This is a genomic window from Eudoraea sp. (assembly GCF_049669105.1).
Lineage (GTDB): Bacteria > Bacteroidota > Bacteroidia > Flavobacteriales > Flavobacteriaceae > Eudoraea.
Genome location: NZ_JBATKE010000048.1, coordinates 1 through 12,752 on the forward strand (window position 1 = coordinate 1; position 12,752 = coordinate 12,752).

Here is a 12,752-nt window from a genome sequence, read left to right on the forward strand (position 1 = left end):
GTGATAAGCTGGATAAAGCATTACATGTCCTCAAAGGGCATGGACAGATTACCGAAATTAATGTTGCAGAGACCACCAAAGAAGTAAGAAGGGCTCTCCTGGATGCTGATGTTAATTTTAAAATTGCCAAGGAATTTACAAATAGAGTAAAGGAAAAAGCCTTAGGTCAGAATGTTTTAACAAGCCTGCAACCTGGCCAGTTGATGGTCAAAATTGTTAAGGATGAACTTACCCAATTAATGGGTGGGGATGCAGAAGGCATTAATCTTTCCGGTAATCCATCAGTTATACTTATGGCAGGTCTTCAGGGATCTGGTAAGACAACTTTTTCAGGCAAACTTGCGAATTATCTAAAACAGAAAAAAACTAAAAACCCTTTATTGGTAGCCTGTGATGTTTACAGGCCCGCGGCCATTGATCAGCTCCATATTGTAGGAGATCAGATAGGAGTGGAGGTGTTTTCAGATAAGGAAAATTCAGACCCGGTAGCTCTGGCAAAGGCCGGACTGGCCCATGCTAAAAGTAATGGCTTCAATGTTGTAATTATTGATACTGCAGGACGGTTGGCTGTGGATGAGCAGATGATGACTGAAATTGCCAACATCCGCGATGCCGTAAATCCGCAGGAAACCCTCTTTGTGGTTGATTCCATGACAGGTCAGGATGCGGTGAATACAGCAAAGGCATTTAATGATGTGCTAAATTTTGATGGTGTTATTCTAACCAAACTGGATGGAGACACACGTGGTGGTGCGGCTATTTCTATAAAATCTGTAGTTGATAAACCCATTAAATTTATTGGTACCGGGGAGAAAATGGATGCTATAGATGTCTTCCACCCGGCGCGTATGGCCGATCGAATACTGGGAATGGGTGATGTTATTTCTTTGGTAGAAAGAGCCCAGGAGCAATTTGATGAGGAAGAAGCACGTAAAATTCAGAAAAAAATTGCCAAGAATAAGTTTGGTTTTGATGATTTCCTCAAACAGATACAACAAATCAAGAAGATGGGTAGCATGAAGGATCTCATGGGGATGATACCAGGTGCAGGTAAGGCCCTAAAAGGAATGGATATAGATGATGATGCATTTAAACATGTTGAAGCCATTATTCACTCAATGACTCCTGATGAAAGATCCAATCCATCTAAACTTGATGCCAACAGGAAAAAGAGAATCGCCAAAGGCAGTGGTCGAACTATACAGGAAGTAAATCAATTGCTGAAGCAATTTAACCAAATGAGTAAAATGATGAAAATGATGCAAGGTGGTGGTGGCAAAAAAATGATGCAGATGATGCAGAATATGAAATAACAGTTTTAAACCAATAACTATTAAGTAAATGACCCTTCTCAACGGAAAAGAAATTGCAAATAAAATTAAAGACGAAATTGCCGCTGAGGTAGGCGAAATTAAATTACGGGGGGAAAAAGTGCCCCATTTAGCTGCGGTACTTGTTGGAAATGACGGTGCCAGCCTCACCTATGTAGGAAGCAAGGTACGGTCCTGTAAGCGTATAGGTTTTGAATCTACTCTTAAACATTTACCTGAAGACACTTCAGAAGAGGAATTATTAAACCTGGTAAATGAACTCAATAACGATCCGGAAATAGATGGCTATATAGTGCAATTGCCTTTGCCTAAACACATTGATGAACAAAAAGTGTTAATGGCGGTAGATCCCGATAAGGATGTTGATGGTTTTCATCCCGCAAATTTTGGTAAAATGGCCCTGGATATGGAATCCTTTATACCGGCTACTCCATTTGGTATCATGGAATTATTAAAAAGGTATGAGGTCTCTGTTGAGGGGAAACATGCCGTTATTATCGGTCGCAGCCATATTGTTGGCAGGCCTATTAGTATATTGCTTAGTCAGAAAGGCAAATTTGCGAATGCCACTGTAACCTTAACCCATAGCAGGACTAAAGATATTAAGGCCTTAACCTTACAGGCAGATATTATCGTTTCTGCCCTGGGAGTACCTGGTTTTCTAACTGAAGATATGGTACGGGAAGGAGCTGTAATTATTGATGTTGGCATCACCAGGGTGCCCGATGAGAGCAAGGAGAGGGGTTATTATATAACAGGTGATGTTGATTTTGAGGCTGTTAGTAAAAAAGCATCTTATATTACACCCGTTCCCGGCGGAGTGGGGCCTATGACTATTGCAATGCTTCTGCAAAATACACTCCTGGCCCGTAAAAGGCGTACTCAAAAAAACTAACTAAATTTCTTTTAATCTGGCCAGAATAATGGGAAGAGAAATTTGATGATTTAAGGGAAATGAGTACCTTTTGTCGCAAATCCAACTTCTATGTTCAAACCTGTTTTTTTTCTTAGTTTTCTAATTATTTGCTTGTCGGGATGTCAATCGGCTGAAGAAAAAACATCCAATATCGCTATTAAAGTTTCATTCTCTGATAATGTCAGTTCCAGGGCACAAGATGGTCGATTATTACTTATGCTCTCTACAAATGATGAAGCTGAACCGCGTTTCCAGATAAATAGCGGGCTTAAGACTCAAGTGGTATTTGGGATGAATGTAGACGGAATGGTACCAGATGTCGAACAGACTTTTGATGCTTCAAACTTTGGATTTCCTTACACCAGTTTAGCAGAATTACCACCGGGTGAATATTGGGTACAGGCCTTATTACATACTTATGAAACATTTAATTTAAGCACTGGTCATACGGTAAAATTACCCATGGATAATGGAGAAGGGCAGAAATGGAACAGGTCTCCCGGTAATTTATACAGCAAACCATTTAAAGTTACTATCCCGGAAAATGGAGATCTGGAAATAACGGTAGTTATGGATCAGGTGATTCCACCTATTGAGGAACCTGAAGATACCGAATGGATAAAACACATTAAGATGCGTTCCGAAAAACTTTCTGAGTTTTGGGGAAGGGATATCTATTTAGGTGCTCATATCCTGCTTCCAAAGGGTTTTGATGAGCATCCGGAAGCAAAGTATCCGCTTATGATATTCCACGGACATTTTCCAAATGATTTTGGGGGATTCAGAACTGTTCCGCCAGATCCAAACCTTGAGCCGGATTATGCGGAGCGCTTTAAGGTTTCAGGTTATAATATCCTGCAGCAACAAGAAGCCTACGATTTTTATAAAAGATGGAACGAACCCGATTTTCCGAGGTTCCTGGTCATTGAAATACAACATCCTACTCCTTACTATGACGATTCATATGCCGTGAATTCTGCCAGTCAGGGTCCTTATGGCGACGCCATAACCCATGAGCTCATTCCATATATTGAAAAAGAGTTCCGGGGCTTAGGCGAAGGCTGGTCACGTTTTTTATATGGAGGATCTACTGGAGGCTGGGAGGCACTGGCGGTTCAGGTTAAATATCCGGAAGAATATAACGGGTGTTTTGCGGCCTGTCCGGATCCAATTGATTTTAGTGCCTATGTCCTTACAAATATATATGAAGATGAAAATGCATATTATTACAGGAGTGACCATAAAATGCTCGAAGTACCTGCTCATAGAGACTATTTAGGTCAGATTCAATCTACTGTACGTGACGAGAATCATCTGGAATTGGTTTTGGGAGATAAATCGCGCTCCGGTCAGCAATGGGATATTTGGGAAGCCACTTATTCCCCTCAGGGAAAAGAGGGCTATCCTGAGCGTATATGGGACAAAAAGACTGGAATTATAAATCCTGAAGTAGCAAATTACTGGAAAGAGAATTATGACCTCCGCCATATTCTGGAGCGGGACTGGGATAAGCTGGGCGAGAAGTTAAAAGGTAAGATTAATATTTACTGTGGGGATATGGATAACTATTATTTAAACAACGCGGTATATAAAATGGAGGAATTCCTTGAAAATACGTCAGATCCGTATTATGATGGGGAAGTTTTATATGGTGACAGGGCAGAACACTGCTGGAATGGGGACCCAATGGAACCCAACCATATTTCCAGGCTAAGATATAACAGCATGTATGTTCCTAAGATCATGAAACGAATTGCAGAAAGTGCTCCCGCAGGAGCTGATCTTAATAGTTGGATTTATCCCTAATTTCAAAAGCATTTACCTTCTTTGTTTTTCTTTAGTAGAATAAAGCTGTTTTCTTTACGCCAGCCTTGGCAGTGAACAAGTTGAAATTTTGGATCTCTTCAACAGGAATAATAATGTTTATCCTGTCTCGGCTGAGGTTTATTGTAGAAGAAGTTACTTTGGGATTTAATTTTTTTTTTAATAAGGTACACTCGACGATTTTTTTTTTAAATATTTATATTTTGTGTTAAATTGTTATAAAACATAAAATATATGAAAGACAAAACTATTACTCCACACATTAGAAATTTAATTTCAAGCATTTTGGTTTTAGCCCTTATTGGGCTGAGCCCCACCATTTACGGCCAGGTGAGTCAGGAACTTCCCGGCCCTGTCAGTCAGTTGACCCTCAATAATAGAGGCGAAATTGAATGTGTAATTCACATGAACGATCAGGTGGCCAATAAGCACCATACCATGGGTTCTTCCAAATCCATGATGAGTTCAAATGGTAAGATTCAGCAAAGCAAAGGTAAAAAAGGACAAGATGGTGCTCAGATATTCGTGTTTTATCTTAATCTTGATCCAGCATTTTCTGATGAAGATTTTAATATTGCAACTACGGCATTTCAGTCTGCTGTAGATATTTGGGCTTCTCAGATTACCTCAGATGTACCTATTTTTGTGCTTGCTCTTTTTTCCCCTCTGGATGAAGGCGTGTTGGGTTCTGCAGGACCCACATTTGTTTTTGCAAATGTTCCCGGCTTAGAACGCGATACCTGGTATGGTAACGCGCTTGCCGATAAACTTGCTGGTGAGGATCTCTCACCTGTGGATTTCGATATTGTTGCCAATTTCAGTACCGTATTCCCCAATTGGTATTTTGGAACAGATGCAAATACACCTGCAGAAGATTTTGATTTTCGCACCGTGGTCCTTCACGAATTGTGCCATGGATTAGGATTTTTTGGATCAATGTTCGTAGATAATGCAACGGGAATAGGCGATTACGGTTTTGGGATACCGAACCCTGTATATCCGGCTATATACGACCGGCTTGCTAATTCACCCGACGGGAAATCGATACTCAAAGACAATCGTTATGGTAATTTTACCACAGAACTCGGGGATGTGCTTTTGGGAGATCCGTTAACGGTAAAAGGACCCCGAATAAAAAAAGCAACAAATGGTAAAGGAGCGAAATTGTTTACTGTGCTTGATTCAGATGTTTTTGGAGAAATCCCGGGCTTAACGGATATTTGGTTACCGGGGTCTAGTTATTCTCACTTAGATTTTTTGACCTATGCAGGGGCTCCCAATGGTCTGATGGTTCCCTTTCTAGCTAGGGGTCTGGCTTACGAAAATCCAGGGGAGATTACCTTAGCCATTTATAACGACTTGGGCTGGAATGGAAAAATAAATCGGGAAGTTATGGCCGATAATAGCTCCAATGGATCCGGGGATGATTCACCAGAATTAGGATCGGATACCAGTAACGCTCTTACAATTTATCCAAATCCATTTGTGAATAGTATTGCCGTCGACATGGTTTTGGAAACCAGATCAATTTTGAAGGCCACGGTTTACGACATGTACGGTGCTTCTATGCAGATTCCCAAAAAGAACATACAGGGAAATTCCATTGTAAACATCGATCTTTCTAAATTACGTAATCGATCGGATTTGTATTTTTTACAACTAACATTTGATAATGGGGAAGCGGAAATTCATAAGATTATGAGAAATAATTAATCACTATAGGAATTCATTTAAGAAAATGCCAAGTGTTCACCTTGGCATTTTTTTTTAAAGAGCAGAATAGTATTCTCCGAAAACATTATATTTAGGTGATAAAAATTGGCCTTATGAACTACAGATTATTTGGACGCACAGGCTGGAAGGTAAGTGAAATTGGTTACGGAATGTGGGGAATAGGAGGATGGACTGAATCTGATGATATCCTTTCTGCAAAATCTTTGGATCTTGCCGTTGAACATGGAGTTAACTTTTTTGATACGGCATGGGGATATGGCGAAGGGCATAGTGAGCGATTACTAGGTCAGCTTATTCGGAGACATCCTGACACAAAACTATATACAGCTAGTAAGATACCACCTAAAAATTTTAAATGGCCGGCAAAACCCGAGTATTTATTTGAAGAATCATATCCAACAGAACACGTTTTTGACTATACTCATAAAACATTGAAAAATTTGAGATTGGAACAGATAGACCTTATGCAGTTTCACACATGGGATGATGGTTGGACAGATAGGGAAGAGTGGAAAAGAGCGGTGGAGGATTTAAAAAAAGAGGGTAAAATTGCCGCTATGGGGATAAGTGCAAACAGATGGGAGCCGGAGAACGGAATAGCGGCTTTAAAGACAGGATGGTTCGATGCTGTACAGGTGATTTATAATATTTTTGACCAGGCTCCTGAGGATGTCTTATTTCCTTTATGTAAAGACCTTGATATAGCTGTGATTGCAAGGGTCCCCTTTGACGAGGGCACCTTAACAGGCAATATTACAAGGGAAACTACCTTTCCTGAAGGCGACTGGCGCGGAACCTATTTTGTGCCTGAAAATTTAAATGCCAGCGCAGACAAGGCAGATTTACTGCGGCCACTCATTCCTGAAGGTATGACCATGGCCGAAATGGCATTGCGATTTATTTTAATGAATTCTGATGTGAGCACTATTATACCTGGTATGCGAAAGCAAAGAAATGTATTGTCCAATGTTGAAACCAGTGATGGGATAGGACTGCCAAAAGAACTTTATGAAGAACTAAGAAAACACAGGTGGGACAGAATACCCACGGCATGGTCACAATAAAAATATTAGAGATGGATAAAAAGAAATTTACCAGCCAGGTACTGGCCGCCATTTTTTTCTATACGCTATTTTCTGTGATTTTAGGAAAAGACTATTCTATGAATGCCATTTTTAATGAATTAAAAGGGGGCGTAGTCTTTGGAGTAATATACGCGCTCATCATCTGGTTATGGTACAGGTATAAAAAAAAGTAATAGGAAAGCTGGCCTATTTGGCAAACAATTGCCCCATATCTTTAAATGCTTTAAACTCCAGGGCATTACCTGCGGGGTCTAAAAAAAACATGGTGGCTTGTTCTCCAACCTGGCCTTCAAAACGTATGTAAGGTTCAATAATAAACTGTATTCCCTTAGCTTCTAATTCTTTGGCAAAAGTTTGAAAAGTATCCCAGGGTAATACTACTCCGTAATGAGGTACCGGAACATCTTTGCCATCCACCGGATTAGAATGTAACTCATCTTTAGACTTTGGCTTGTAGTGAATTACTAACTGATGTCCAAAAAGATTAAAGTCAACCCAATGATCGCTGCTGCGGCCCTCCTCACAATTAAGGACTTCTCTGTAAAAAGTTCGGCATTCGTCCAGGTTATGCACAGGAATCGCGATGTGAAATGGTGAAATAGTTGGCATAGGAAATGATTTAAGTGGTAAAATTAGCCCTTTTCTTTGATTTCAAAAAATCTATAATTTGTTTATTTACATTGTCCTGATGCATGGAATGACCTAATCCACGGGTACTAATAAGTTTACTGTTCTTCCAGTTAGCATGTACTTTTTCTGAGTTATGATAGGGAGTTATCGGATCTTCTATATCATGTACTAGCAATCCTTCAATTTGAATCTTCTGTACAAATTGGGAAATGGATAAATCTTGAATTTCAAATCCAAAATGTGCCTGAAAATAATCGTCCAGGGCTGAAAGTACATTGTTGTTGAAACCTAACAAATTTTGATAGTACTCCATAAGTTCAGAAAGTTCAGATGGGGAGCCGATGGTTACGATCTTTTGAATGGAATTATGTGGATAAATGTATTGGTGATACAAGGCTGTCATACCTCCAACGGAATGCCCAATTATAAAAGTGGGTTTATAATGTTTTACGATATGTTGCGCACATTCCGCATATAACGGGACATTGAATATTCCACCCGATGAATTCCCGTGGGCAGGTGCATCAAACGCAACTATAGCAAAATTTTCGTCACTCAGAAAACGTATCAGGTTACGCCAGCGAAATGAATTACTCTCCCAACCATGAAGTAATAAAACGGTTTTTTTAGTTCCTTCCCAGGAATAAGTTTGTATTTGTTTACCACCCACTTCAATCATTATATCCTCGGCTTTTTTTAAAAAGGAAGCTTGTAAGGGAAGCACTTTACCTTTTCGGGGTGAACTAAATAGGGTAAATGCCTTTTCTCCTACCAGTTTTTTTGAAAAAAGAGCAAGGATATTAAAATAGGCGCCATAAGAAAGGGCAAGAAGGCGATTTATTAGTTTTTTCATTTTTAGTATCAAATTAACCGGATGGGTGCAAAAAAACTGCGATTCCTCATTGATACTCTGGCCAATTATCAATATTTTTGGCGTTTAGATCATATTCAATACAATAACTATTATTTAATATCCCGGATAAGGAAACACGGGTAAATATCAATCCCAACCAATCATCAAATATTTGATTTTCGCATCATCGGGTATTTGCACCTCTTCAATATTTATACTGGTATCATAGCGCAGACTTGCAGGTAATTCTTCTTTATCTATGGTGAAATACACATCGCTATTCTCAATAAATATAATTACGTTATTTAAGGAGGTTACTATTTTCTTTATGACGCATTTATCTTTAATTTCCTTAAATGTGCTTTGTAGCCCAATTCCATTTTCTGTTTTAAATCTGGGGTCTAAGACACGTATTATCCCAATTTTTGGAATACTATCTCCATTTGGGGTTAAGGTAAGCAAGTGCTGTCCCCCTTTTTCAAAGACTTTTATAGTGTTAGCATTGGATACTAAAGTGGGCAGCAAGGTATCCCTGACTATTGAATCATTGCTATAAATAGTTTCCAGTTCACTTACAGGACTTGTTCGCATTAGTTTTCCAACTTGCAAATTGTTAATCAAAAAGTCCGGATCCCTTTCATTTTTACAATTTATTAAGATCAGTGCTATTACTAAAACAGATGTAAGTTGAAGTTTTTTCATATTTTACTATCGCATAACTTTTTTTAAAACGCCCAGAACCCCACGAATGAAGGTTGCACTGGTCAATACTTTTATAATCGGATTTTGACGTGTGCTTCTCCGAGTTGTTGTTCTTCTTGTGGATGTTCTTCGGGTTTGATATTCTTTTTCTTTTTCTGCCTCTTTTTCTGCTTCCTTTTCTGCCCTTTCTATTTTTTCATTTAAGATCTCATAGGCACTTTCTCTATCAATAACATCATTGTATTTTTTTACCAATTTCGATTGATTAATTACGGAATCTAATTCACTATCAGATAAAATATCCATTCGGCTCATGGGGGCACGCAGCATTGTAGCTGCAAGGGGGGTAGGCCTTCCTTTTTCATCTAAAGCGGTAATAAGTGCCTCCCCGATGCCAAGTGAAGTTAGTACTTCTTTGGTGTCATAATACTCTGAGATAGGATAGTTCTCTGCCGTCAGTTTAATGGCCTTGCGATCTCTGGCGGTAAAGGCTCTCAGTGCATGTTGTACTTTCAGGCCTAATTGCGCGAGTACTGCATTTGGAACATCTGTAGGATTCTGGGTAACAAAATAAAGCCCAATACCTTTAGAACGAATTAGTTTTACAATACTTTCTATCTGGTCCAGCAAGGCATCTGAAGCTTCTTTAAAAATTAAATGAGCCTCATCTATAAAGAAAATCAGTTCAGGTCTGTCACTGTCTCCCTGTTCCGGGAATGTGGAATATATTTCTGCTAATAAACTCAGCATAAATGTGCTGAATAATTTAGGTCTGTCCTGTATATCTGTTAAGCGAACGATATTTATATAACCTCTTCCATTTTCATCAATACGCGTAAGGTCTTCCACGTCAAAGGATTTCTCGCCAAAAAACAAATCGGCACCCTGTTGTTCCAATTCTATAATTTTCCTTAATATAGTTCCTGTTGAGCTTGTTGAAATTCTTCCATATTCTTTTGCAAACTCTTTTTTGCCAGTGCCTGTAGCGTATTGCAAAACCTTTTTGAAGTCTTTCAGATCTAATAAAGGAAGTTTGTTATCATCACAATATTTAAAAATTACAGCTACAATTCCTTCCTGCGTTTCAGATAAATCCAGGATACGGGAAAGTAAAATAGGGCCAAATTCAGAAACTGTCGCCCGGAGTTTTACGCCATCTTGTTCTGAAAGAGAAAGAATTTCAACCGGAAAGCTTTTGGGTTCAAAAGGCAATCCAATCTTCTCATGTCTTTCATCTATTTTAGGATGTCCGGGGCTTGGCTGAGCTATCCCGCTGAGGTCGCCCTTTAAATCCATTAAAAGTACAGGTATTCCTTTATCAGACAGGTTTTCCGCAATTACCTGCAGTGTTTTGGTTTTCCCTGTTCCTGTGGCACCAGCTATGAGTCCATGCCTGTTCAAGGTCTTTAACGGAATTTTTACGTGGGCCCCGGTAACTGTTTCTCCATCTAACATCGCCGCACCCATTGTTATAAAATCGCCCTTCGTCGTATACCCCTTTTCTATATGTGCATAGAATTCTTCTTTGGTACCCATTTGGTATATTTTTTGATAAAAATAGGGTAATTTTAACCAACAATAAAACCAAAATCGAATGAAAAAATATTTACAATTATTTACAATTCTCTCTTTAGTTTGGTGTTCAGCGGTAAGTGCGCAGGAAGATTCAGGTATTACTTTTCACGAATCTCATGAAGAAAAGAAACGGAGTGCACCATATAGTGATGCAGTGGAAACCGGAAATCTTTTTTTTCTAGCCGGTCAAATAGGTATGGACCATTCGACCAGAACTATGGTTGTGCCCGGAATTAAAACGGAAACGGAACAGGCTATTAAGAATATACAGGCAGTATTAGAGCATCATGGACTAACTTTAAACAATGTTGTTAAATGCACGGTGATATTGAGTACTATGGATGATTTCTCGGCATTTAATGAAGTTTATTCCAAATATTTTATAAAGAAACCTGCACGAACAACTTTTGCCGCCAGCGGCCTGGCCAGAAATGCGAAGGTCGAGATAGATGTAATAGCCGTTAAAAATTGAATTTATTCCGGAAATTACAATCAAAATAACATCTTGTATATGTTATCTTTGCGGGATGATCAATAAGGAGGTTTTAGAATTGGTAAACACAGGGGTAATGCTCCCTCTCATGGAAGAATTCTATACTATCCAGGGAGAAGGCTTTCACAAAGGTACTGCTGCTTACTTTATACGTGTTGGAGGCTGTGATGTAGGTTGCCATTGGTGTGATGTAAAAGAAAGCTGGAATGCCGAAACCCATCCGCCAACTGCAATAGAAAGTATTGTTCACAATGCTGCACATTTTTCTGATACCATAGTTGTAACAGGTGGGGAACCCTTATTGTGGGATATGGGGCCTTTATCCGAAGCCCTTAAAAATAAAGGACTAAATACACATATAGAAACTTCAGGAGCGTACCCCTTGTCGGGTAATTGGGACTGGATATGTTTGTCGCCTAAAAAAAACAAGCTGCCTGTAGCCCCAATTTACGAGCGGGCTCACGAGTTAAAAGTAATTGTCTACAACAGGAATGATCTGGTTTTTGCAGAAGAGCAGGCAAAAAAGGTAGGCAAAAGCTGTATTTTGTACTTGCAACCAGAATGGAGTGTAAGGGATAAGGTAACTCCTATGATTGTAGATTATGTAATGAAAAATCCAAAATGGAAAGTATCCTTACAAACCCATAAATATCTGAATATTCCTTAAGTTTTAAGCTGTATGTTAAGGATAATGTCCTTTAGCAGGGTTGGCAAATACTAAAGATTCAAGCAAACGCTTATAAAGAGAATTGAATTATCTTCCCCCGTTATTTTGAAGATCAAGGATGCACTCAGCATCCAAAGTGGGAACTGCTACACCTTTGGAGATTTTACTTTTTTCTAAAATACCCATCATACCTCCACCAAATTGCAATTCGCCTCGCATAAGGCATCCAGCTACATCGCAATGATTTTCAAAATCTGGGTCCTCATGCGAATTCACCATTTCAGATCCAAGATCAACCAGACCAAAAAGATGTCCAAATTCATGGTTAAGGGTAGACGTTTCCACATCAGTAACTGTAATAAGTGAACTCTGATTTGCCAGTGTACGCACCACATCTTCATGGATAACCATTGAAGTGTTTCTATATACGGCACCAAGAGTTACAATGCCTGCGTCTTCATCATCAGAATCTGATGGTGCATCAGCAAAATAAATATAAATAGCAAGTGTCTCACCATCATTATATTCTGTCCTGTTTTCACTTTCAAGATCGGCTATCTCCTGTAATGTTAGCGTTTCTTCATTAGGCGAAGGCAATTGCCGGTATACTACCTGAATGTTTACCTTAAACGTTCGATTTCTAAGATAAGCTTCAAAATTATTCATAGTCTCTGTCGTAGGCCTGAAACCGTTAACATAGGCAGCTTCTATTAATAAGGTTGTGAATTTGGTATTGGAGAGGATATCATTGGCAGAAGCTCCGGTGGCCAGTAAATTGGCTGATTTGTCAATGCCTCCGGTTGTCGTATCGTCACTGTCTTTTGAACAATTTAAGAGCAAACCAATGGTTAGCAATATAATTAGTATTCGAAATTTTTTCATAGCAAATTTAATTTTCCTTCAGGACAAAATTACGTATAAAATACAACGTTAATTTCAGTT

The 12,752-nt window shown here is 39.1% G+C and carries 13 protein-coding genes; 8 read left to right on the forward strand and 5 right to left on the reverse strand.

Features of this window, described 5'->3' with window-relative positions; all coding sequences use genetic code 11:
• From ffh to WBM60_RS03570, 6 genes are all read left to right on the forward strand, one after another.
• Positions 1-1,313 (forward strand): signal recognition particle protein (gene ffh / locus WBM60_RS03545; RefSeq protein WP_424282767.1); only part of this gene is annotated, 1,313 nt, incomplete at its 5' end.
• Positions 1,314-1,341: 28 nt separating this feature from the next.
• Complete coding sequence (gene folD, locus WBM60_RS03550; protein WP_424276489.1) at positions 1,342-2,226, forward strand: bifunctional methylenetetrahydrofolate dehydrogenase/methenyltetrahydrofolate cyclohydrolase FolD; 885 nt, start codon at positions 1,342-1,344, stop codon at positions 2,224-2,226.
• A 90-nt stretch (positions 2,227-2,316) separates the two neighbouring features.
• A complete protein-coding gene (locus WBM60_RS03555; RefSeq protein ID WP_424276490.1) occupies positions 2,317-4,053 on the forward strand; it encodes an alpha/beta hydrolase-fold protein in 1,737 nt (578 codons plus the stop codon).
• Between the two features lie 252 nt (positions 4,054-4,305).
• On the forward strand, positions 4,306-5,784 hold the full coding sequence (locus WBM60_RS03560) for a T9SS type A sorting domain-containing protein (protein WP_424262935.1): 1,479 nt from the start codon (positions 4,306-4,308) through the stop codon (positions 5,782-5,784).
• Between the two features lie 113 nt (positions 5,785-5,897).
• Entirely contained in the window at positions 5,898-6,869 is a 972-nt protein-coding gene (locus WBM60_RS03565) for an aldo/keto reductase (RefSeq protein WP_424280074.1), read from the forward strand.
• An 11-nt stretch (positions 6,870-6,880) separates the two neighbouring features.
• A complete protein-coding gene (locus WBM60_RS03570; RefSeq protein ID WP_424277493.1) occupies positions 6,881-7,063 on the forward strand; it encodes a hypothetical protein in 183 nt (60 codons plus the stop codon).
• Between the two features lie 13 nt (positions 7,064-7,076).
• Here the strand turns inward: WBM60_RS03570 and WBM60_RS03575 are convergent, their stop codons facing one another.
• The 4 genes from WBM60_RS03575 to WBM60_RS03590 form a co-directional block, all read right to left on the reverse strand.
• Entirely contained in the window at positions 7,077-7,499 is a 423-nt protein-coding gene (locus WBM60_RS03575; protein WP_424262163.1) for a VOC family protein, read from the reverse strand.
• Positions 7,500-7,509: 10 nt separating this feature from the next.
• Positions 7,510-8,373: an alpha/beta fold hydrolase gene (locus WBM60_RS03580; protein WP_424262165.1), complete on the reverse strand. Its 864-nt coding sequence runs from the start codon at positions 8,371-8,373 to the stop codon at positions 7,510-7,512.
• Between the two features lie 147 nt (positions 8,374-8,520).
• Positions 8,521-9,075: a hypothetical protein gene (locus tag WBM60_RS03585; RefSeq protein ID WP_424262167.1), complete on the reverse strand. Its 555-nt coding sequence runs from the start codon at positions 9,073-9,075 to the stop codon at positions 8,521-8,523.
• 6 nt (positions 9,076-9,081) lie between these two features.
• Entirely contained in the window at positions 9,082-10,611 is a 1,530-nt protein-coding gene (locus WBM60_RS03590) for a helicase HerA-like domain-containing protein (RefSeq protein WP_424262169.1), read from the reverse strand.
• Between the two features lie 58 nt (positions 10,612-10,669).
• Here WBM60_RS03590 and WBM60_RS03595 point away from each other — a divergent pair, with 58 nt between their 5' ends.
• Positions 10,670-11,122, forward strand: a complete 453-nt coding sequence (locus WBM60_RS03595; RefSeq protein ID WP_424262171.1) for a Rid family detoxifying hydrolase — start codon at positions 10,670-10,672, stop codon at positions 11,120-11,122.
• Positions 11,123-11,177: 55 nt separating this feature from the next.
• A complete protein-coding gene (locus WBM60_RS03600; protein WP_424282768.1) occupies positions 11,178-11,810 on the forward strand; it encodes a 7-carboxy-7-deazaguanine synthase QueE in 633 nt (210 codons plus the stop codon).
• Between the two features lie 87 nt (positions 11,811-11,897).
• Here the strand turns inward: WBM60_RS03600 and WBM60_RS03605 are convergent, their stop codons facing one another.
• Positions 11,898-12,692, reverse strand: a complete 795-nt coding sequence (locus WBM60_RS03605) for a hypothetical protein (RefSeq protein ID WP_424262175.1) — start codon at positions 12,690-12,692, stop codon at positions 11,898-11,900.
• Positions 12,693-12,752: the final 60 nt, after the last annotated feature.

What these genes read in the sequence shown, in the direction of transcription:
- folD (WP_424276489.1), top strand. Translation starts at nt 1,342, where the DNA reads ATGACCCTTCTCAACGGAAAAGAAATTGCAAATAAAATTAAAGACGAA.
- WBM60_RS03555 (WP_424276490.1), top strand. Translation starts at nt 2,317, where the DNA reads ATGTTCAAACCTGTTTTTTTTCTTAGTTTTCTAATTATTTGCTTGTCG.
- WBM60_RS03560 (WP_424262935.1), top strand. Translation starts at nt 4,306, where the DNA reads ATGAAAGACAAAACTATTACTCCACACATTAGAAATTTAATTTCAAGC.
- WBM60_RS03565 (WP_424280074.1), top strand. Translation starts at nt 5,898, where the DNA reads ATGAACTACAGATTATTTGGACGCACAGGCTGGAAGGTAAGTGAAATT.
- WBM60_RS03570 (WP_424277493.1), top strand. Translation starts at nt 6,881, where the DNA reads ATGGATAAAAAGAAATTTACCAGCCAGGTACTGGCCGCCATTTTTTTC.
- WBM60_RS03575 (WP_424262163.1), bottom strand. Translation starts at nt 7,499, where the DNA reads ATGCCAACTATTTCACCATTTCACATCGCGATTCCTGTGCATAACCTG.
- WBM60_RS03580 (WP_424262165.1), bottom strand. Translation starts at nt 8,373, where the DNA reads ATGAAAAAACTAATAAATCGCCTTCTTGCCCTTTCTTATGGCGCCTAT.
- WBM60_RS03585 (WP_424262167.1), bottom strand. Translation starts at nt 9,075, where the DNA reads ATGAAAAAACTTCAACTTACATCTGTTTTAGTAATAGCACTGATCTTA.
- WBM60_RS03590 (WP_424262169.1), bottom strand. Translation starts at nt 10,611, where the DNA reads ATGGGTACCAAAGAAGAATTCTATGCACATATAGAAAAGGGGTATACG.
- WBM60_RS03595 (WP_424262171.1), top strand. Translation starts at nt 10,670, where the DNA reads ATGAAAAAATATTTACAATTATTTACAATTCTCTCTTTAGTTTGGTGT.
- WBM60_RS03600 (WP_424282768.1), top strand. Translation starts at nt 11,178, where the DNA reads ATGATCAATAAGGAGGTTTTAGAATTGGTAAACACAGGGGTAATGCTC.
- WBM60_RS03605 (WP_424262175.1), bottom strand. Translation starts at nt 12,692, where the DNA reads ATGAAAAAATTTCGAATACTAATTATATTGCTAACCATTGGTTTGCTC.